Origin of the sequence: Thalassococcus sp. BH17M4-6 (assembly GCF_049323015.1) — a bacterium.
Taxonomy (GTDB): Bacteria; Pseudomonadota; Alphaproteobacteria; order Rhodobacterales; family Rhodobacteraceae; genus Puniceibacterium.
In genome coordinates this window covers 1-22,443 of sequence record NZ_JBMPGU010000028.1, presented here as the reverse complement: position 1 = coordinate 22,443, position 22,443 = coordinate 1, and the positions used below count along the sequence as shown (strand labels likewise).

The 22,443-nt window shown below is 63.2% G+C and carries 11 protein-coding genes and 1 pseudogene; 3 read left to right on the top strand and 9 right to left on the bottom strand.

Annotated elements, in window-relative coordinates; genetic code table 11:
- A pseudogene (locus ACOXXX_RS21305) lies at positions 1–905 on the top strand (IS3 family transposase); the annotation flags it as partial.
- A 167-nt stretch (positions 906–1,072) separates the two neighbouring features.
- On the opposite strand, the gene ACOXXX_RS21300 reads toward ACOXXX_RS21305, so the two are convergent.
- The 7 genes from ACOXXX_RS21300 to urtA all read right to left on the bottom strand — a co-directional run bounded on the left by ACOXXX_RS21300 (position 1,073) and on the right by urtA (position 7,614).
- Entirely contained in the window at positions 1,073–1,405 is a 333-nt protein-coding gene (locus tag ACOXXX_RS21300; RefSeq protein WP_422828646.1) for an FmdB family zinc ribbon protein, read from the bottom strand.
- 56 nt (positions 1,406–1,461) lie between these two features.
- Positions 1,462–2,691, bottom strand: a complete 1,230-nt coding sequence (gene fmdA / locus ACOXXX_RS21295; RefSeq protein ID WP_422828645.1) for a formamidase — start codon at positions 2,689–2,691, stop codon at positions 1,462–1,464.
- Positions 2,692–2,722: 31 nt separating this feature from the next.
- Positions 2,723–3,412: an urea ABC transporter ATP-binding subunit UrtE gene (gene urtE / locus ACOXXX_RS21290; RefSeq protein ID WP_422828644.1), complete on the bottom strand. Its 690-nt coding sequence runs from the start codon at positions 3,410–3,412 to the stop codon at positions 2,723–2,725.
- Between the two features lie 12 nt (positions 3,413–3,424).
- Positions 3,425–4,174 carry an urea ABC transporter ATP-binding protein UrtD gene (urtD, locus tag ACOXXX_RS21285; RefSeq protein ID WP_422828643.1) on the bottom strand — a complete coding sequence of 250 codons (750 nt, stop codon included), beginning with the start codon at positions 4,172–4,174 and terminating at the stop codon, positions 3,425–3,427.
- Positions 4,175–4,184: 10 nt separating this feature from the next.
- Complete coding sequence (gene urtC / locus ACOXXX_RS21280; protein WP_422828642.1) at positions 4,185–5,312, bottom strand: urea ABC transporter permease subunit UrtC; 1,128 nt, start codon at positions 5,310–5,312, stop codon at positions 4,185–4,187.
- A gap of 13 nt (positions 5,313–5,325) precedes the next feature.
- Complete coding sequence (urtB, locus tag ACOXXX_RS21275) at positions 5,326–6,252, bottom strand: urea ABC transporter permease subunit UrtB (RefSeq protein ID WP_422828641.1); 927 nt, start codon at positions 6,250–6,252, stop codon at positions 5,326–5,328.
- Positions 6,253–6,342: 90 nt separating this feature from the next.
- Positions 6,343–7,614 carry an urea ABC transporter substrate-binding protein gene (gene urtA, locus ACOXXX_RS21270; protein WP_422828640.1) on the bottom strand — a complete coding sequence of 424 codons (1,272 nt, stop codon included), beginning with the start codon at positions 7,612–7,614 and terminating at the stop codon, positions 6,343–6,345.
- 237 nt (positions 7,615–7,851) lie between these two features.
- On the opposite strand from urtA, the gene ACOXXX_RS21265 reads away from it, so the two are divergent.
- Positions 7,852–11,202: an ATP-binding protein gene (locus ACOXXX_RS21265; RefSeq protein WP_422828639.1), complete on the top strand. Its 3,351-nt coding sequence runs from the start codon at positions 7,852–7,854 to the stop codon at positions 11,200–11,202.
- On the top strand, positions 11,189–12,103 hold the full coding sequence (locus tag ACOXXX_RS21260; protein WP_422828638.1) for a response regulator: 915 nt from the start codon (positions 11,189–11,191) through the stop codon (positions 12,101–12,103). The genes ACOXXX_RS21265 and ACOXXX_RS21260 overlap by 14 nt, the downstream gene beginning before the upstream one ends.
- 73 nt (positions 12,104–12,176) lie before the next feature.
- Here the strand turns inward: ACOXXX_RS21260 and ACOXXX_RS21255 are convergent, their stop codons facing one another.
- Positions 12,177–12,581: a hypothetical protein gene (locus tag ACOXXX_RS21255; protein WP_422828637.1), complete on the bottom strand. Its 405-nt coding sequence runs from the start codon at positions 12,579–12,581 to the stop codon at positions 12,177–12,179.
- Entirely contained in the window at positions 12,578–22,021 is a 9,444-nt protein-coding gene (locus tag ACOXXX_RS21250) for a PKD domain-containing protein (protein WP_422828636.1), read from the bottom strand. The genes ACOXXX_RS21255 and ACOXXX_RS21250 overlap by 4 nt, the downstream gene beginning before the upstream one ends.
- Positions 22,022–22,443: the final 422 nt, after the last annotated feature.

Genomic DNA, 22,443 nt, shown 5'->3' with positions numbered 1-22,443 from the left:
GTTCGATGCCATGATGTCTCTCCTTTGTGGCAAAATACCAAGTCAAAGGAGCGGAACAATTCCGTGACAGGTCCAAGATGATCCGCTACCGGTCGATCAGACCGCCAGAGGTCGAGCTGCGCCAGCGGCTTCGGGATCTGGCCAATGAACGTCGCAGGTTCGGCTACCGACGCTTGTTCATTCTGCTGCGCCGCGAGGGCGAGCCTTCGGGCATCAACCGCATCTACCGGCTCTATCGCGAAGAAGGGCTGGCGGTGCGCAAGCGCCGCGCCAGGCGCAAGGCCATCGGCACACGCGCCCCGATCCTGGTCGAGGCGCGGCCCAATGCCCGCTGGTCTCTGGACTTCGTGCACGATCAACTCGCCTGTGGGCGGCGGTTTCGCATCCTGAACGTCGTTGATGACGTGACCCGAGAATGCCTGGCAGCAATCCCGGACACGTCGATCTCCGGACGCCGTGTCGCGCGGGAACTGGCCCGGGTGATGGAACGACGGGGCAAGCCCGGCATGATCGTCTCTGACAACGGCACCGAACTGACCAGTAACGCGATCTTAACCTTTGTCGCCGAGCGCGGGGTCGAATGGCACTACATCGCCCCCGGCAAGCCGATGCAGAACGGGTTTGTGGAAAGCTTCAATGGCCGCATGCGAGACGAGCTACCGAACGAGACAATGTTCCGTGACATGGCCCACGCCCGATCCACGATCCGGGCCTGGGCAGCAGACGACAATGAGGAGAGGCCACATTCGGCCCTCGGCTACCAAACGCCCAGGGCGTTCGCCGAGGGCCTGCTCACCGCAACCGACTGCCGCGCTGCGCTACCTGAAAGCTACGCGCATCTGCCGGTTGCTCCACCTGCGCCAATCGGCGTATCAACCCAAAGGGCTCCGGTTCCGGCTGGGTGAAAGTTCAGTGGCAGGTCAGTCTGTCTGCGCGCCATCCAGTTCGCCGCTGCCCCATCCGCGAACGGCAGCTTTTCGACATAACGTGTGATCTGACGCAAAAGCCGGTTTTGCCTGGGATCTGGAAAAACGGCCCACCGCGGAGGAGCACCGCCCGTCGGCAGGCTATCCTAGTGCGAGATCATCCAGGGCCGCTTGGTCGGGAAACTCTTGGAACCGTCGGGACGCACCAGCGTCTTTGACCCAACCTTTTGCCCGCCGGCACAGCAGCCGCAACCGGGTCCGTGGGTGCCCGAACGTTTCGGGCTGTCGGCGCTGCGCTCGTTGGTCTCGAAGGCGCGGCGGCGGTCGCTGCTCATCCCGGCCAAATGCGGCGCGTTGATCAGCACGCGGGGTGCCTCGGCTGCGCAGTCCGGGCAGGCGCAGGGCGCGGCGAAGTTCTGCAGGGAGGCGTGTGCGGTGAACGGCCCGCAATCCTCGCACCAGTAGTCGTAGAAGGGCATGTCATGTCTCCGGTTTGGGGCAGCGCGCGGAGCGGTGGCACCGCGCGCCGACGGGATCACAGATCGTGAGCGATGGGCATGTCGATGGACCTGTCAAGGTACTTGGTCGGGCCACTGGCGTTGGGCATCATGTCCCATTCGAAGATGTCGTTGGGCAACCAGAGCGTCGCACAGGCGTTGGGAATGTCCACCACACCCGAGATATGGCCCTGCACCGGGGCGGTGCCGAGGATCGAATAGGCCTGCGCGCCGGTATAGCCGAATTTCTTGAGGTATTCGATGGCGTTGAGACAGGCCTGGCGATAGGCGACGTGCACGTCGAGATAATGCTGCTCTCCGGCCTCGTCGACGCTGATGCCTTCGAAGATCAGGTAGTCGTCATAGACCGGCTTGATCGGGGACGGCTTGAAGATCGGGTTCTTGACGCCGTATTTCGCCATTCCGTCCTTGATGAGTTCGACCTTGAGGTGCAGCCAGCCGGCCATCTCGATGGCACCGCAGAAGGTAATCTCGCCGTCGCCCTGGGAAAAGTGCAGATCGCCCATCGAAAGGCCCGCGCCGTCGACATAGACCGGGAAGTAGATCTTGCAGCCGCGGCTCAGGTCCTTGATGTCGCAGTTGCCGCCATGTTCGCGCGGTGGCACGGTGCGGGCGGCCTCGGTCGCCGCCTTGTCGCGGGCGTCGCCCTTCATCGCGCCCATATGCGCGCTTTGGGTGTTCGGCAGTGCGGCCAGCGGCGGCACACGATCGGGATCGGTGTTGAACAGCTTGGTCTCGCGGCTGTTCCACATGTCCAGCATCTTGCGATCCGGCAGACAGCCGATCAGGCCGGGATGGATGAGGCCCGCGTATTTCACCCCCGGCACGTGGCGCGACTTGGTGAACATGCCGTCGAAATCCCAGATGGATTTCTGCGCCGCCGGAAAATGATCGGTCAGGAACCCGCCGCCGTTGTTTTTCGAAAAGAAGCCGTTGAAGCCCCAGTTCATCTCTTCCACAGCACCGATATCAAGGATGTCGACCACCAGCAGATCGCCCGGCTCTGCGCCTTTGACGCCGATCGGCCCTGACAGGTAGTGCACCTGCTCAAGCTCCACGTCACGCACGTCCGATGCGTCGTCATCGTTCTTGATCTGGCCGCCGGTCCAATCGTAGGTTTCGATCTTGAAATCGTCGCCCGGCTCGACCCAGACATTGATCGGAATGTCCGGATGCCAGCGGTTGTGCACGTTCTCGTTGGTGTGCGGGCTTTCGCTCAGGTCCACCGAAATCAATGTATCAGCCATGTGCTGTCCTCTCCTTTTGGTTGGTAAGTCTTTAAACAGACAGAAATTTCGAAACCTTGGCCTCGTCGACCCCGTCGCGCGGGCTGTCGTGCACGAAGGTTCCGTTCTCGATCACGATGACCCGGTCCGCGACATCGAGCGCGAAACTGAGCACCTGTTCCGACACCACGATCGTCAGACCTTTCTGGTCCCGGATGGCGCGCAGGGTCCGGGCCATTTCGCGGATGATCGACGGCTGGATGCCTTCCGTCGGCTCATCCAGCAGCAGCACCTTGGGATTGCTGGCCAGCGCCCGGGCGATGGCCAGCTGCTGTTGCTGGCCCCCCGACAGGTTGCCGCCCCGCCTGCCCTTCATCTCCAGCAGAACCGGGAAAAGCTCGTAGATGTCGCCGGGGACGGTGGACGATCCGGTGACTGTAAGGCCGGTTTCGATGTTCTCCTGCACCGTCATCGACGAAAAGATCATCCGCCCCTGCGGCACGTAGGCCAGACCGGCGGCTACGCGTTCGTGCGGCTTCTTGCCGGACACCGCCGCACCATCCACACGCGTGACACCGCCGCTTTCGCCGACGACGCCCATCAGCGTCTTCATCAGCGTGGTCTTGCCCATGCCGTTGCGGCCCATGATGGCGACGATCTCGCCGCCCGGCACATCCAGATCCAGCCCGTGCAGCACCTCTGACTGGCCGTAGGCCGCGCGCAGGTTTTCGACATTCAGCATCGGAATTTCCTTTCAGTGGCCCAGGTAGACTTCGATGACGCGTGGATCGTTCTGCACCCGCTCCATCGACCCCTCCGACAAGGTCTGGCCCTGGTGCAGGACGGTGACCCGCGTGGCGATGTCGGCGACGAACCCCATGTCATGCTCGATCACGATGACCGACCGGTCCTCGACGATCCGGCGCAACAGCGCGGCGGTCTTTCTGCGCTCGGCCACGGACATGCCCGCGACGGGTTCGTCCAGCATCAGAAGTTCCGGGTCCTGGATCAGCAGCATCCCGATCTCGAGCCACTGCTTTTGCCCATGGCTGAGAAAGGCCGCCTTTTCCTCCAGCAGATCTTCAAGAAAGATCGTCTCGGCAATCTCCTTGATGCGGGCGCGCACGGCGCTGTCGCGGCGGAACGTGAGCGCGCCAAAAACGCCGTGGCCCTTGGGATAGGACAGCTCGAGGTTTTCAAAGACGGTGAGGTCCTCATAGACCGATGGTGTCTGAAACTTGCGTCCGACACCCGCGTGCACGATCTGGTCTTCGCGCATCGCCAGCAGCTCGCGGTCCTTGAAGGTGACAGAGCCGGATGTGGCCTTGGTCCGCCCGCAAATGAGGTCAAGCACCGTTGTCTTGCCCGCACCATTGGGGCCGATGATGACCCGGCATTCGTTGGGTTCGACGTAAAAGCTCAGATCGTTCACCGCCTTGAAACCGTCAAAGGACACGGTCAGCCCTTCGACCATCAGCAGGAAATTGGGGTTCTGTGCGTTCATGGCCGGGCTCCTATTCCGCCGGGGCTTCGTTGGGGGCGGCGGTGGGTTTGCTGCGGCCCTTGAGCGCCAGCAGCCGTGGTTCGATATGCTGGGCGTAGACCCCCGCCAGCCCATTCGGGAACACCATCACCACCGCGATAAAAAGCCCGCCCAGACCCAGCAGCCAAAGCTCGGGAAAACTTTCCGACAGCGAGGTCTTGGCCCAGTTCACCAACAGCGCGCCATAGACCGCACCGAGGATCGACAGCCGTCCGCCAACGGCGCAGAAGATCACCATCTCGATCGACGGGACGATCCCCACCAGCGTCGGCGACATGAAGCCGACCTGCAGGGTGAACATCGCCCCACCGATCCCGGCAAAGGCCGCACCAAGGCAGAAGATGAAGATCTTGAAGCTCGCCACGTCGTAACCTGAGAAGCGCACCCGGTCCTCTTGGTCGCGCATGGCGATTAGCAGGCGCCCCAGCTTGGACTTGCGCACGTATTGCGCGGCCAGAAGACACAGGAAAAGAAGCGCGCCGTTGACGAAGTAGAGGATTTCCTTGGCGCTGTCGGTACGGATGTCCCAACCGTTAAGCGTGCGCAGATCGGTGATGCCGTTGACGCCGCCGGTGAACCCCTGCTGGCCGATGATCAGGATCGTCAGGATTGCCGCAAACGCCTGGGTGATGATGGCGAAATAGACCCCGCCCACCCGGCGCCTGAACATCGCCACGCCGATGATGAGCGCGAAGACAACCGGAACGGCGACCACGGCAAAGAGTGAGAAGACCAGCGAATTGAACGGCTCCCACCACCACGGCAGTGCGGTCAGCTGGTTCCAGTCCATGAAATCGGGGATGCCCGGCGTGGACTGAATCGCCGTGTTCTCGGGCGTTGACGCCTCAAGCTTGAGGAACATCGCCATGCAGTAACCACCAAGCCCGAAGAACACGCCCTGGCCGAGGCTCAGGATCCCGCCCATGCCCCAGCACAGCACCAGCCCCACAGCGACAAAGGCATAGGTCAGGTATTTGCCAAAGAGGTTGAGCCGGAAGCTGTCGAGTGCGACGGGTAGCAGGACAAAGATGATGAGCGCGAGAATGGCAAAGCCGAGGATGTCGCGGCCGGAAAAGAGACGGTTGGACGTATTCTGCATCACAGATCTCCGATCACTTGCGCAGTTTGAGAGAAAAGAGGCCCTGCGGACGCACCATCAGGATTGCCACGACCGTGAGCAGCGTCAGCACCTTGGCCATCGAGCCCGAGAGGAAGAACTCCATGATCGACTGCGCCTGGCTGATCGAGAACGCGCTGGCGATGGTGCCCAGAAGGCTGGCCGCGCCGCCAAAGACCACGACAAGGAAGGTGTCGACGATGTAGAGCTGCCCGGCGGTCGGCCCGGTGGACCCGATCATGGTAAAGGCCGATCCGGCGACGCCCGCGACGCCGCAGCCGATGCCAAAGGTCATCCGGTCGGTCCAGGCGGTGTTGATCCCTACGGCATCGGCCATCACCCGGTTCTGGCTGATCGCCCGCACCTGCAGACCCCAGCTGGATTTGAACATCATGTAGTAGACGCCGATGGAGATACCGGTGGCCAACACCATCACGAAAATGCCGTTGATCGGCACTTCGATCATGTCCGTGAGGGGCAACGACCCCATCATCCAGTCAGGGATGGTCACGCCCACCTCGCGCGCGCCGAAGACGCTGCGGTAGACCTGTTGCAGGATCAGGCTCAGGCCCCAGGTCGCCAGCAGCGTGTCCAGGGGACGCTTGTAAAGGTGACGGATCATCGCCCATTCGACGAAAAGCCCCAGCGCCCCCGAAGCCAGGAACGCCAGGATCATCGCCACGAAGAAATAGATGCTGAAAAGGCCCGGCAGATAGGCGGCGAAAACCGTCGACGTGAGGTAGGTCACGTAGGCGCCAAGAATCATGAATTCGCCATGCGCCATGTTGATGACGCCCATCTGGCCAAAGATGATCGCAAGGCCCAGTGCCATCAGCACAAAGACAGAGAACAGGATCAGGCCGGCAAAGCCCTGCATGGCAAAGATCGCGCCAAGCTCGCTCATGGAATAGTCGGAAAACATGCGGGTTCCTCTGGCTGGGACGGACAGACGGGAGCGTCGGATCAAATCCCGGGGCCGCGTGGGATGGTCGCGGCCCCGGAGACCAAAGGCTTACTGGTAGCCTTCGGGGAACGGATCGGGCTCGACCAGCTCGGCGGTCTCATAGACCACTTCGTATTGCCCATCGGCCTGGGCACGGCCCACACGGGTCTTGGACCAGAGGTGATGGTTCTCGTGCACCTTGACGTAGCCTTCGGGTGCGCTTTCCAGCTCCACACCGATCTGTGCTTCGCGAACCTTGTCGATGTCGAAGGACCCGGCCTTTTCCACCGCCGCCTTCCACAGCCACGGCCCCAGATAAGCGGCCTGCGTCACGTCGCCGATGACGATGTCCTCGCCCCACATTTCCTTGAAGGCCTTGACGAATGCGACGTTGTTTTCGTTATCCAGGCTCTGGAAATACTTCATGCAGGCATAGGTGCCTTCAACGTTCTCGCCGCCGATGCCGCGGATCTCGTCCTCGGTCACAGAGATGGTCAGGACGATCGGGCCTTCCTCGGACGGGTCGATGCCAGCGGCCTTGAGCTGCTTGTAGAAGGCGACGTTCGATCCGCCGACGACGATGGCATAGATCACATCGGGCTTTTTCAGGCGAATCTTGTTGATGACCGAATTGAACTGCGTGTGGCCAAGCGGATAGTAGTCCTCGCCCACGACCTTGCAGCCGTCCATGAACTTTTCGATATGCGCGCGCGCGATCTTGTTCGAGGTGCGCGGCCAGATGTAATCCGACCCCAGCAGGTAGAACGACTTGGCGCCTTTGGTCTGGTTGACCCAGTCCAGGCCGGCGATGATCTGCTGGGTGGCTTCCTGCCCGGTGTAGATGACGTTGGGCGACTGTTCGAGCCCCTCGTAGAAGGTGGGATAGTAAAGCATACCGTTGTTCTGCTCAAAAACCGGCAGCACGGCCTTGCGGCTGGCCGAGGTCCAGCAGCCCATGACCGACGCGACCTTGTCGTTGACCAGCAGCTTGCGGGCCTTTTCGGCGAAAGTGGGCCAGTCGGATGCACCGTCTTCCTGGATGTATTCGATCTTGCGGCCAAGGATGCCGCCCTGGGCGTTGATCTGCTCGATCGCCAGCTTTTCCGCCTGCACCGAACCGGTTTCAGAGATGGCCATCGTGCCGGTAACCGAATGCAGGATGCCGATGGTCACCGTATCGTCCGTGACGGCCAGACCGGTGGTGTTGATGTCAGCGGTGGCATAGTCCTGCGCGAACAGAGCCTTCGGCGCGAAAAGCGACGCGCTCAGCGCGGCGGTGCCCGCCATGAAGGCGCGGCGGCTTGGACCGTTCAGCGGTTTGGGGGTTTTTCGATCAGTCATGGACAGCTCCTTGTCGGCGTGAATTGAGTGTTTTTTGGGCAGAGGCTCTGCCGTGCCGGGTCACTGTCGGTCAGGATGCTGCGCTGCAGTATACGTCAATTGACGTATGTGGCTGCGCGTAACTACCCTGTACACATGGTCATCGAAGGAGCCTGCGGGGGATGCCGGGCGCTTTCAACGACCCTTTCCGCAGCGCATCCCATTCATGTCGAACGCCATTGAAAGCGAGGACAGCGGATGTCCGTCACCTACCGTGCGACCCCGGAAAAGCGGCAGTACAACCGCTGGGTCGCCAATGAGACGATGGAGGATTTCGCCCTGCGCTTCACCGCGCGGCGGGCGCGGCGCTGGTCGGCGGCGCGGGTGGCCAACACGGCCATCGGGTCGATCTCGTTCCTGGCGCTCGAGGCGATCGGGGGCGCGATCACGCTGACCTACGGCTTTGACATCGCCATCACCGCGATCATGCTGGTGGGCGCGATCCTGTTCCTTACCGCCTTTCCGATCAGCTACTACGCCGCGCGATACGGCGTCGACATCGACCTGCTGACGCGCGGCGCGGGCTTTGGCTACATCGGCTCTACGCTCACCTCGCTGATCTACGCCAGCTTCACCTTCATCTTCTTCGCGCTCGAAGCGGCGATCCTGGCGCTGGCGGTGGAATTCACCCTCGGTATCCCGCTGATGATCGGCTATCTGCTCAGCTCGCTGGTGGTGATCCCGCTGGTGATCAACGGGTTTTCCAAGATCTCGGTCTTTCAGGCCTGGACCCAACCTGTCTGGGTGGTGCTGCACATCACGCCGTTCGTCATGCTCGCCTTCGTCGGCTACGACATCGACGGCTGGGCCAGTTTCCAAGGCAGCACGCCCGAACCCGAAACCCAGAGCGGGCGGCTGGTGATGCTGGGTGCTGCGGCCGGTGTGGTGTTTTCGCTGATCGCACAGGTCGGCGAACAGGTGGACTTCCTGCGCTTCCTGCCCGAGCCCAAAACCGCAGCAGAGCGTCGTCGCTGGTGGGCCGCGCTGATCACCGCCGGACCGGGCTGGTCGGTGCTGGGTGTGCTCAAGATGCTGGCCGGGTCCTACCTTGTGACCCTGGCGTTGACCAAGGGCGTGCCGATGACCGAGGCCGCCGATCCCACACGCATGTATCACACCGCCTTTTCCGAGGTGATTGCATCGCCCTGGCTGGTGCTGTTGCTGACCTCGGCTTTCGTGGTGCTGAGCCAGCTCAAAATCAACATCACCAATGCCTATGCCGGCTCCATCGCCTGGTCGAACTTCTTTTCGCGCATCACACACAGCCATCCGGGCCGGGTGGTCTGGCTGGTCTTCAACGTCGCCATCGCGGTGATGCTGATGGAGCTGGGCGTGTTCGGCGCGCTGGAAGCGACGCTGGCGCTTTATTCCCATGTGGCGCTGGCCTGGATCGGAGCGCTGGTGGCCGATCTGGTGATCAACAAACCGCTGGGCCTCAGCCCGCCGGGGATCGAATTCCGCCGCGCGCACCTTTATGATATCAATCCCGTCGGCATCGGCGCGATGGCCAGTGCCTGCGTGCTGTCCCTCCTGGCGTTCGGCGGCACCTTCGGGATGCTTGCACAGGCAATGTCGGCGCCGCTGGCGCTCTTCAGTTCACTGCTGCTTGCCCCGGTCATCGCCTGGTGGACGGACGGAAAATACTACATTGCCCGGCCGACGCCAAAGATCGGCACGGTCGACAAGACCTGCAGCATCTGCGCCTACAGCTTCGACGCAGAGGACATGACCCATTGCCCGTTCCACGCCGGCCCGATCTGTTCGCTGTGCTGCACGCTCGACAGTGCCTGCCGGGACGCCTGCAAACCCGAGGCGCGGATCACCGCCATGACCGCCAAGACCTTGCACACCTACCTGCCCCAGCGTGCCGCTGCCGCACTGATGACACCGCTGGCGCGCTTCGTCCTCGTCACCGCCCTCATCGGCGCGGTCTTCGCCCAGCTGCTGCTGCTGGTGCGCGCATTTCGCTATGCCGAGAATCTCGATGCGGTGCTGACCGTGATCTTTTGCATGACGCTGATCGTTATCGGTGTCTGTGTCTGGATGTTTATCCTGATCAACGAAAGCCAGCACAAGGCCCGCGACGAGACCGCGCGTCAGACCGAACGCCTGCTGGCCGAGGTGCGCGCCCATGACCGCACCGACCGCGCCCTGCAACAGGCCAAGGAAAAGGCCGAGGCCGCGAACGTGGCCAAGACGCGCTACATGACGGGGCTCAGCCACGAATTGCGCACCCCGCTGAATTCGATCTATGGCTTTGCGCAGATCCTTGAAAAGGATCCCGAGGTGCCGGCCCACCGGCGCACATCGGTCACGACGATCCGCCGCTCCTCCGAACATCTGGCGGGGCTGATCGAGGGGCTGCTGGATATTTCGCGGATCGAGGCGGGACGGCTGGAAATCAGCCGTGACCGCATCCACCTGCGCATGTTCCTGGGACAGGTCACGTCGATCTTTCAGGAACAGGCGCGCGAAAAGAACATCGCCTTCGCGCTCACCACGTCGGGGTCACTGCCCGAATGGGTCAGCTTTGACGAAAAGCGCCTGCGCCAGATCCTGATCAACCTGCTCTCCAACGCCCTGCGCTATACCGAGGCCGGATCGGTTGGAATGCACCTGAGCTATCGCAACGAGGTCGCGGTGATCGACGTCACCGACACCGGGATCGGCATTGCACCCGACAAGCTGCCGCGCATATGGGAGCCGTTCGAGCGCGGCATTCACCCGATGGTCTTGGGCTCGGGCCTTGGCCTGACCATCACCAAGCTGCTGGTCGAGATTCTGGGCGGCGACATCGAGGTGGACAGCACACCGGGCAACGGCAGCCGGTTCCGAGTGCGGCTGATGCTGCCGTCGATCCCGGTGGGCAGCCGCTACGCCCCGCCCCCGCAGCCCGACAGCGCGACTAGCCTGCCCGCCACCGGTTATCTGGGCGCGCGGCGGTCGATCCTGGTGGTGGACGACGACCTCAATCACCTGCAACTGGTGGACTACTTCCTGACCCCCATCGGTTTTGCCGTGCTGCTGGCCTCCTCTGTCGAGCAGGCGCTGGAAATGATCGAGGATATCGCGCCGGATCTCTTTATCCTCGACATTGACCTGCCGGGTCACGACGGCTGGCACCTGGCGCAGCTCCTGCGCGACGGCGCCCATCGGTCGACCCCGATTGCGATGATCTCTGGCCACGCGATGGACGCCGAGAAGCCCGCGCCCGAACTCAAACTCTGCGATGCCTTCCTTGCCAAGCCCTACAACCTTGATGACCTGCTGGTTCGGATCGCCGAATTGCTGCGGCTTGATCTGGTGACCCAATCCGACGATGCCGACGCCGCGCCGCAGGCTGACGCCCTGTCTGCCACGGACCGCGCCGAACTGATCGACCTCGCGCAGGACGGCATGGCGCACGCGCTAAGCCGCAGGATCGACGCGCTGGCAGAAAGCGGCGCATTGGCAGGCAGCGACCTGGCCGCACTGCGCCGCGCCGCGGCCGGGTTCGATATGCCCGCAGTCCTCGACCGCCTGAAAGACATGCCCCATGCCGCCCCTTGACCGTGAACGCCAGAACATCGCCCTCGTTGTGGATGACAACCCCGACACGCTGGGCATGGTGTCCACCGCGCTCGAAGAAAGCGGCATCACCGTGCTGGTGGCCCGCGACGGGGACACCGCCATTTCGCTCGCCCGGCGCATCCGGCCTGACGTGATCCTGATGGACGCGGTGATGCCTGACCCGGACGGGTTCGAAACCTGCCGTTTGCTGAAATCCGGCACCGACCCTGTGCTGGCGCCGATCATCTTCATGACTGGCCTCACCGAGCCCAAACATATCCTGAAAGGTCTGAACTCGGGCGGCGTTGACTACATCACGAAGCCGGTGGTGATCGAAGAGCTGCTGGCCCGCATCACGATTCACGTGGTCAACGCCAAGATGATTCAAAGCGCCCGCGAAGCGCTGGACAGTTCACGCGGGTCGGTGATCGCCTTTGACGGCAACGGCCACATCGTGTGGGGCAGCCCCAACGCCACCGCAAGCCTGGCCTCACAAACCCGCGATGAGGGTAGAGAGCAACTGTCGGCCTCGCAGGACTTCCGGCTTTGGCTGCGCGACTGCCGCCGTTTGCCGGCATCGCAGATCCGTCCCTTTGTGCACAACGACCTGAGCATCAGCTTTCTGTCGATCACCTCGTCGCACGAGGTTCTTGTCAAGCTGTCCGACAGCAACCTCGGCACGCCGGTCAAGCGGCTGGAACAGGCCTTTGGCCTGACAGCCCGGGAATGCGAAGTGCTTTACTGGCTGTCGATGGGCAAGACCAACCGCGACATCGCACAGATCCTGTCACTCAGCGCGCGGACGGTGAACAAGCACCTGGAACAGGTCTTCCAGAAGATGGGCGTGGACAACCGGACCTCGGCCGCGGTCGCCGCCGACCGGGTGCTGCACCAGGCCTAAGGCGTCCTGGGGAGTGGGCAGAACTTGGGGGTGTCTGGGTATGTTGGCTCAAGGGTCGTTGCGACGGTTTCCGCTATCCATTTGACTGAGTGATCTGGATTTCTTCGCAGGTGATGTGCCAGTCGAAATGCTTGTCCCAATAAAGAAAGTGCCTGTGGTTGCGAAACGTACGGCCGGTCATCGGATTGTCGCGCAGCCGGTCGAGATAGGTCGAACCGATACATTCGAACAGGCCGATCTTGTGATCGCAGGCCTTGAGATAGGGAAAGTTTTCGCTGGTCGTGAACATCTCGTCGAAGAACATCACGGACGACACATTGTCGAACTGGACCTCGAGACTCGGATCGAGCGCGTCGAAGCTCCAGCGCAAGTCACCGGGAAACCTTGGCAGAAGCGGGGTGGCCTCGCCCTCGGCGATCAGGACGAGGCGCTCGGCGCGTTCCTCGTCCTGACGCAGAATGGAATGGACACTGGTCATGGATACCGGATCGGGTTGCCATCGACGTAGATCGTCGTCTGACCACCGTTATTGCCACCGGGTGATCCGCTGTTCTCGGGATTGAAGATCACGTTCTGTCCCTGGTCATTCTCGCCGCGATACTTGCCATCGCTGCCTGGAATTTCAGTGTATTCGCCTCCGGTTTCGTTTTCAAAGTCTTCCCAGGCCTGATCCGGGCCACCTTCCTTGATGCCCTGGGTCTTCTTGCCGCCTTTGGCATCACCGTCGGGGTGCGGGTTCACACCTTCGATGCCACCCCAGGGGTTGGTGCCACCCGCGGCTGGGCCGGTGGTGCCAGGGTTCGTTGCGCCGGGATTGGTCGCGCCGGGGTTAGTGCCACCGTTGCCGCCGCTTCCGCCACTGCCACCGTTGCCGCCGCTTCCGCCACTGCCACCGTTGCCTCCGCTTCCGCCGTTGCCGCCACTGCCACCGTTGCCGCCGCTTCCGCCATTGCCGCCATTACTTTCGTTGAAGAGAATGTCGGCCAGGCTCGACAGCAGATTGCCGATTGCGGCCGCGAGCCCCATCAACCCGCCATAGATGCCCTGGCCAAAGGCCTCGGCGGGAGATTGACCGCCGACATCACAATAAACTGCGCAGGCGATCCCCAGGACCCCGGCGGTCAGCACGGCATAGTCGGCCGAGATCGCGAGGTTCCCGCTGGGATCCTTCCACTGGTAGGGGTTGTTGCTCACATATGTATAGAGGTTCAGATCGCCGCCCGCGAAACCGATGGGGTCGGGTTGCAGGAACTGGCCCAGACCGGGGTCGTAGTGCCGCGCGCGATAATACATCAGGCCGCTTTCGGCATCGACCTCTCGCCCGGTAAAGCCATAGCGCAGGGCAAGTGGCCCGGTCGCGCTGCGTTGACCGAAAGCGTCGTAACGGTACGAGCCCGCAACGGTTCCGATGCCGCTTTGCACGACCTCGATGGGCGACCCAAGCCGATCGGCCAGGATGTCATAGGCTATGCCCGCGCCCGGTGTCGTGTCGGCCCCGTATTGCTCGAGTGCAATCGGTTCGTCGACCTTGTCGGAATGCAGCCAGCGCGCCACGAGGGCGCCATCGCGAAATTCCAGCGCTACGTCGCTGTGAATGCGGTTCCGCAGGCTCCAGGCATCCAGCACATAGGCTTCGGTCACGCCGTTGACCGTCTTGGCCACGCGCCGGTCAAGCGCATCATAGGCATAGCTGGCCGTTGTCGCCGGCGACACATAGCCGGTTAGTCGGCCCTGACTGTCATAGCTGTAAAGCTCGACCGTGCCGTCAGACTTGGCGGTGCGCGAAATGCGGTTGCCGCGGTCGTCATAGGCATAGGTGTAGTCGGCATCCTCGGTCAGCTGGTTGTCGGTGTTCGAACTGTAGAAGGCCGACAGATGCGAGGTGATCCGGTTGCCCTCGGCGTCATAGGCGTAATCCTCGATCGGCAGAGGCATACCGCCCTGCGTCACCGGGATGCCCTCGGCCACTTGGGTCAGGCGGTTGAGGTCGTCATAATGGAGCGCCCGCGAACTGGCGGGGTCCAGCAGGTCGAGGATCTGCGTCAGCTGGCCATCGACATCGTAGTCAAAGCCAAAATCCGACAGCGCCACCCCAGAATGCGTGTGGCTGAGTGCCGACAGCAGACCATCGGAATAGGCGTAATCCGATGCCCGCCCCGTATCGGAGGTGAGAGAGGTCCGGCGACCATTGCCGTCATACTCAAAGCTGTAGCTAGCCGCCCAAGGCGCATTGAGCGACACCAGCCGGTCTTCGACGTCGTAGCCATAGCTCGTGGCCCCGCCGAGGCTGTCGGTCGAACCGATGCGTCGGCCAAGCGCGTCATAGGTGTAGCTGAGCGTCACGCCGGGCTGCGGGCCGACTGCGCCATCGGTGGTGACCGATACCAGCCGGTTGCGGACGTCATATGCAAAGGTCAGCCGTGTGTCGTCATCGGCGGCTTCGACCATGTTGCTACGCGCGTCATAGGCATAGCTCATGGTGTTGTCCGGCGTCTGCACCAACACGCGCCGCCCCAGCCCGTCATACTGGGCGGTCTCGGTGCTGCCATCCTCGCGGATCAACTGGGTCAGGTGGCCACGGGTGTTGTAGCCTTTCTGAACAACCGACCCGGACGGATCGGTCCGGCTGATGACGCGGTCCAGCGCATCATAGGCATAGCTGGTTGTCCCGCCGCGTCCATTGGTGACCGAGGTCAGGTTGTTGCGGTCGTCATAGGCAAAGGTCTTGACCTCGCCCGCGCTGTCGGTCAGCGCCACAAGTCGGCTGACAGCATCATAGCTGTAGCTCTGCTCGGCACCGTCAGCCTGGATCAGACGCTCGACCTCGCCCGCGGCATTGTAGACCCGTTGAATGGTGCCCACGGCGGGGTGATTGACCCCGACGATCCGCTCCATGTCGTCGTAGATGATCGAACTGACGATGCCCGTTTCGTCCTGCACCTGCGCAAGGTTGCCCGCCGGTAGATAGGCATATTCCACCGGGTTGTTCAGCGGCACGCCAGCGGCGTCGGTGACAACAAAACTGACCTGTCGGTTCAACTCGTCAAAGCCGCGGCGGATCTGCCGTTCGTCAGGCGTGCCCTGCGCCTCGGCAACCACGGTGACGTTGCCCGAGGGGTCATAAGTCATCTGTGTGACCACACCATCGGCATAGGTGGCCGTCTCGAGGTTGAGCTGCGCGTTGTAGCTGAGGGTGGTGGTGTTGCCGTTCTTGTCGGTGCGTGTCGCGACCTTGCCTTCGGGTGTGTAGGTATAGCTTTCCTGTCCCCCCTCGGCATCGGTGACCGACAGAACCTCGCCAAAGGCGTCATAGCTGTAGGTCTTGGAAAAGCCGTCGCCATCGGTGCGCGTCTGCACGCGGCTGAACAGCGGATCATAGGTGAACGAAAGTGTCTTTTCCGCCGGGGTGCCGACCGCTTCGGTCACCGAGGCGACGTTGCCTAGGCTGTCATAGCTGATCGTGTCCACCCGCGTCGTGCCGTCTGGCCCTGGCCGTTCGACCCGAACCACCAGGTTCTGGTCGTCCCGGATCGTGCGGCTTTCGCGGCCCAGCGGATCGACCGTCCGGATAACCGAGCCGAACTGGTTGACCTCGATGGTCGTCACCTGTCCCTTGCGGTCGGTGACCGTGGTGATCCGGTCTTCGGGTGCCACATACAGCAATGGTTGCGTTGCCGGTCCGCCAAGCCCGTCGATCAGACCCAGCGACGAGGCCACCTGGCTGGAAACGGTCGAGCCATCGGCCAGAACCGCGCCCGACAGATTGCCGACGGCGTCATAGGTCACCGACGTGGTGTTGCCATTGGGGTTGGTCGCGCTGACCAGCCGCCCGGTTTCGTCATAGGCAAAGACGACCTTGGACCCGATGGGTTCGGTCACTTCGTTGAGGTTTCCGATATCGTCATAGGTAAAGGAGGTGCTGCGCCCGTCCGGATAGGTGATCGAAGCCAGCCGCCCCTCGGCGCCGTAGGTGAAGCTGGTGACGCCACCGACCTGATCGGTGATCGTGGCCAGCCGCCCGTCCGGACCATAGGCGTATTCTTTGCGATTGCCTTGCGGATCGACCATCGCGGTCTGCAATCCGCTCGCATCGTATTCGATGACCGTGCCGTCCTTGTACCGGCGCTGCCAGGTGCCGTCCGGCAGGCGCGTCAGTTCGGAAAATTCGCCATCGCCGGACACGAACGTGCCGCTGGCCGAGGGTTTGGAGTAATGTACCGTGACGCTGAACCGCTGGGACGAGATCAGGTCAAGGCTGCCATCACCGTTCAGATCGGCGATGTCGATGGCGCCGAAACCGTAATTGACCAGTCCGCTTTCAAAGGGCGCAAAGGTGCCGTCGCCATTCGAGGGATAGACAAAGATCTCGTTGCCGGAGGTCACCACAAGATCGGTCAGCCCGTCGCCATTTGCATCGGCCAGGTTCGTCGGCAGGCCGGAGCTCGCCGAAGGCGGCCTTGGCAACAGCGTCGGCGCGGCAAAGGCCTGACCGGTCGTGTTCAGCAGAATCTGCAGCTGGCTGGCCGTCGAATAGACAATGTCCTGCAGGCCGTCCTGGTTGAAATCGTGCAGTTTGAAGAAATTGCCGAGGAAGTTGAACCCGCCATTGCCGGCCCGCAGGGTCCGCAACGTGTAGCTGCGATTGCCGTTGTTAAAGACGAAGTCGACACCGTCCCGGGTCCGATAGGCGACATCCGGGAAGCCGTTGCCGTCGACATCGGCAACCTCGACCTGGAGCGTACCGCGACCCGAGAACGAGCGGTTCGAAATCTGCACCAACTGACGCCCGGTCGGGCCGCCATAACTCACCCAGATCTCATCGTTGACAAGAGAGAAGAACCCGGAATTGGCCCCATAGATGATGTCTTCGAACCCGTCGAGGTCGATATCTTCGACCACGATGTCCAGCCCGCGACGGCCGGTGTTCAGCTGCTCAAAGCCCTTGAAATAGTTGCCGAAGCCATCGTTTTCGGCATAGCCGTAGCCGCGCTGGTCCTGCAGCACATAGGCAATATCGATCGCGCCGTCATTGGTCAGCTCGCCAATGTCGATATTGGCCAGGTTGGGCGGGTAGCTGCCGGTCTGCGGCACCGCGCTGGGATTGGCCACCTGCAGAAACGGTTCCTGCTGCCATTCTCCGGTCGCGATGTTGAGCAGCGTGCCGACCGATCCGCGGCCGCTTTCGCCATAGGTGACGTCGATGTCGCCATCGCCATCCACATCGGCGGCGCCCACGCCGGCCGTTCCGATGGTCGGGAAGACCAGCGGCTCGTCCTCGAACTCGGTCAGCGTCGGCTTGGGATCGAAGGTGGCGACCCCGTCATCGTCGATGATCGCGACCTTGCCGTCGGGGCTGACGATCAGCTTTTGCAGCTCATCGATGGCCCAGCCATTGCCATAGGGGCTGTCGGTTTCGTTCTGCACATACAGCTCGGCCTGATGTGTGGCGCTGACCGTTGAACAGGCGTATTTTGCGCGTGCGACAAAGTCGTAGCCATAGCGTCCGCTGTTCAGGCCCGACGCATCCAGAGGCAGCGACTGGCGCAGGGTGACGGCTTCGCCGACCAGCGCCGGGCTCTGGCCGTTCAGGCCGCTGCGCGGGGTCCATTGATTGGCATCACTGACCGACAGGCCGCCAATGGCCAACCGCGTGCTGAGCGTCTCGGGCAGCGAGGCGTTGGCTCTGACCGTGACGTCGCCCGCCACAAGGATAGTCGGGTTGGCGGCCTGGCTCTGGTAGCTCAGACCGACCTGTTGGGTTTCGCCAAAGGCGGTGTAGCCCGGCAGGGTATAGGTCTGGTTGTAGTTGCCTTCGTAAGAGGACAGCCAGCGATTGCCTGTCGGTTGATCCGCCGAGGCGCGGGTAACCGGCGCCTGCGGCAGGAAGCTGAACAGAGTGCCTTCGGTAAAGGTGTTGGTGGTGGCGCTGACCGTTGCGCCGCCGCTGTCCACAACCGCAGCCGCCGAGGCGCGGAACAGCCCGCTGATCCGGCTTTGCCGCCACAATTCCAGCGTCGTGCCTTCGGGCAGCAGATCGGTGTTCGGACCGCGCACGGTCAGGCCCTCGGTAAAGATCGCCCCCGGTGCATCCAGCGCATAGATGTTGCAGGCCTGGGTGTCGTCGGGCAGGCCCGGTTCGTCGAAAAGCTGCGGCAGGTTGCCCAGGCACACCTCACCTGTATAGGCGCCGCCACCGCTGTTCTGGATGCTGTCCGCCGCGATGGTCACCGTCACACCCGACAGCGCGCCCGTCAGAACCGTCTCGATCCCGGCGACAACCTGTGCGCAGCCGTCGTTGAGCGGCACCAGCAGAAAGTCGGGATCAAGATCGCGGTTCTGGTTTTCGGTGACGGTGATGGTGCGCAGGGTGCCCAGGTAACCGCCGGGTCCGCCATTGGCCGATGGTTCGATGATCACCTGATCACCGCCTGCGCTGAGGCTGCCAAAATCAAAGGCGCCGCTTGCGTCGGTGGTGGTCATCAGCGCCGCATCGCGCAGGCGCACCGGCATGTCGCCAAGGGGCTGAAGGGTCTTGGCATCCAGCACGCGGCCAAAGACGCCGGTGTCGCCCGCCGTGGCATCGACCACGTCGATATTGAGAACAGCGGTGTCGGTCAGCGTCCCGTCGGACACGCCCACGGTAAAGCTGTAGCTGCCCAACTGGCCCGCCTCGGGGCGGAACCGCAGCGCGCCGCTCGTCGCTTCGAGCCCGATGCCCTGCGGCAGCGGGAGGGGTGTGGCAAAGAACGAGATCGGGTCGTCATCGGGATCGCTTCCCGTCAGGTCCAGCGCCAGTTCCAGACCCAGCTCGACCACATAGCGATCGCGCAGATCACCAAGCACCGGCGGCTGGTTCAGCGACGCGGCGGTCACGGTCAGGCTGGCGGTGTCGGTCAGCAGACCGTCATCGACGGTGGCCATGATTTCGTACTCGCCCGGCTGATCGGCCACAAAGCCGACCTCGCCATCGCCAAGATCGGCGAGGAACGGGTCAGAGCCCGCGGGCTGCGCGGTGATGGCATAGCTGAAGGTCAGCGGATCATTGTCGGGATCGGAGGAGCCTGCGGCGGAGTAGGTCACCTCGGTGCCGACATCGACATCCGCCGGCCCGTCAAGTGCTGCGACGGGCGCGCGGTTGGGGGCGGTCACCGTGAAGGTGACCGGGTCGCTGTCGAATTCGTAATCCGACACGATCAGCTGCACCACATAGTCGCCCCGCCGGTCCGGAGACAGGCTGGCCAGCGGCTGATCGGCATCCAGCAGGACGGCGCTCGATCCGTCGGGTCTGCTCAGCAGCGTCCAGGCGTAGCTGAGCACGTCGCCGTCGATGTCGGAAGAGGTCGTGCCGTCCAGGGTGGCGGTGTCGCCGACAAAGGTCTCGGCAGGGCCGGTAATCGCGGCGGTCGGGGGCGAGTTGAGAACCTCGACCTCGATCACCGCCGGTTCGGCGATCAGTTCGCCGTCGGTGGCGGTGATCTGCAGCAGATAGGTGCCGACGCGGTCGGGGGCAAAGGTCAGCGCATCGCCCGGCACGACCGCGGCGTCCAGAGCGGCGGCGCTGCCATCGGGCCGCGCGATCAGCGACCAGCCAAAGCTCAGCGCATCGCCATTGGCATCGTAGGCATAGAGGGACGCGGTCAGGTCGACGGTCTCGCCCGAGATCAGTTCGAAGCGCGCGCCACCGTCCACAACGGGCCGCAGGTTGGTGTTGCCGACAAACACCGTATCGGCCACCGAGGCGCCCGCGCCATCGGCGACGATCAGCTGCACCACGCCCGAGCCGGGGCCGGTGCAGACCGGATTGTTGCGGTTGAAGGGGTTGGTCTTGGCGCGGTCTTCCGCCTGCAGGGTGCCCGCAACATAGGCGCCCATATCGGCCTTCTTGCCGATCTCGGCCGAGGTCACATGCACCGACACCCGGCCCGGCACCGTCCAGGTGCCATGTTCCACGCCGTCGCTGTCGATCAGCGTGACGTCACGGGTGTATTCCTGCTTGTTCTCGATCTCCCAGACCAGCAGGTCGCCCTGCATGCCGTCCTGGCGGCCGCGGCTGTGCAGCGTGATCTGCACCGGCTCCGAGGCGCTGGCGGCGAGGTCGCCGGGCAGGCGCGTGTCGAACTGGCAATAGCCGCCTGTGTCGGCGCGCTTGAAGTGATAGACCGGCGCAAAGCGGATCACATCGCGGAAGCGGCCTTCGCGGATCGACAGGCTGACATCCGGCATCGCGGTGTCGGCACCGGTCAAGGCCACGGACGATCCGTCGCCCATCAGACCCAGCGACGACCAGGCGTATTGCACCCCGCCGCTGCCGACACTCAGCGTGCCATCCAGCGACAGCTGACCCAGATCGCCGACCAGACGGTCCCGGCCCGCCTCGGCCACCGGGCGCGGCGGCGCCACGCGGATCAACGTCGTGGCGGGCACGCCCGCCACATCCGCATCGGCCACCAACAGCTGCACTACATAGTCACCCGCGACATCCGGGGTGAAGGCCACAAATCCGGTGCGCTCGGCCTCCAGCACCGCCGACGCGCCTTCCGGCGCCGAGAGCAGGCTCCAGTCATAGGACAGAAGATCGCCATCGATGTCGTAGCTCTGGCTGCCATCGACGATCAGCCGCGCGCCCACCGCGGACGTTGTGGCCGGCGCGATCCGGGCCACGGGGCGCAGGTTTCCGCCACCTGCCACGACCAGCAGATGATCCTGATCGGTAAAGCGGCCATCGTCGACATTCAGCGCCAGCAGGTAATCGCCCGCCGTATCCGCGGTAAAGCTCGACAGACCGTCGATATCGGTGCTCAGCTGCGGTGCCGCACCCGCGGGCGCGACAAGAACGCCAAGCGCGCCAACCAGCACCTCGCCATCCACATCCGTCGAGGCATAGGGTTCGACCGACAGCGTCTCTCCGAGCGCCGCACCCAGCTGATCGAACCGCGCCGAAGCCACCGGCGCCACCACGCGGCCGCCCACGCCTTCGTAGAAATCGACGCCGCGCGCTTCCAGATCGGCGCGGGTCAGAAGCGTCCCGATCACGTCCGTCAGTGTGGCCGAACCGCCGGTCTGCCCGAAGATCAGCGTCAGGTCGGTGCGGCCCGCATCGGGCGACATCCGCGCATTGGTCAGGGGATCGGTGTCCAGCTCCAGCGCATCGACCATAGCCAGCAGCCCGCCCGCGTCGCTGGCGGTATACAGGTTCCCGCCAAGCGTCACGCTCAGCGTGTCGGCCAGCGCGCCCGCGCCGTCATCCAGCACGAAGCCGTCGATGCGGGTGTGATCGCCGGGGGCGGTCAGACGCTCGCCCAGATCGAATGTGTCGGCCACCGCGGCATCGGCGGTCTGCACGCTGTCATAGTTCAGGCGATAGACATCGGTGCTGCCGGAATTCGGCAGGAAGGTCAGGTCGAGGACATCGGGCTCGGACGTCACGCCCTGCGCGTCCTGAACCCTGAGAGCGACGCGGTATTCCCCCTCGAGATCGAGTGACACGGCCGCCATCGGCCCGGTCCCGATAATCGCCGCGGCACTGCCCGCAGGCGCGGTCTCGACCGACCACATGTAGCTCAGCGAATCGCCATCGACGTCATAGCTGTCCGCGCCATCCAGCGTGACCGGAGAGGTCCCGTCCGGCACATCGCGAATCACCGCCTGCGCAACTGGTGGGAGATTTCCGGTGCCGAATGTCAGAAGCGCCGTGGCCGCGGCGCCACCATCCTGGGCCAGCATGGTGATGCGCGCAACGTAGGTGCCGCCGATATCGGGCGTCACGCTTGGACGCAGCAAAGCGGCATCCGAAAAGTCCGCCACGCTGCCTGCGGGCCGCGAAACCCATTCCCAGGAAGGCGTCAGCGCACCGCCGACGGGAAGCTCAAGCCCGTCTGTCGGATCCAGTTTGAGGGAGTGCCCGACCGCGGCACGCATCGGTGTCGGCGTATCGGCAAGGGCTTGATTGAAAAGCAGAATTTGCGAAAGGTACAAAAAAATGGCCGCGCAGCAAGCGCGCTTCAATGCAATCATAACATGTCCCCCGTAACCGGTTATCGTCTTTTGAGGACATCGTTAACCAACTCACCTCAAGTCGCAATGACAAATTCGTGAACTTTCTCGACCGATGAACAGAGGCCGCCGTTTTCCATTAAAGACCGCGCAGAACGGAGCTGATTCAGAGCTGTCGGAATCCGGATTTTCCGGTCATCAGCGCAGCTCCAGAACTCTCCCCTGAGATGATCCGCTGCCAAGCGCGACAATTCCCAGCAGCCGCGACTGCCCGGCCGAATCAATCCGGACCTCGTAGATCGCACCCGAAGGCGCGCTCCGCCACTCCTCGCGAATCTCTCCACCCA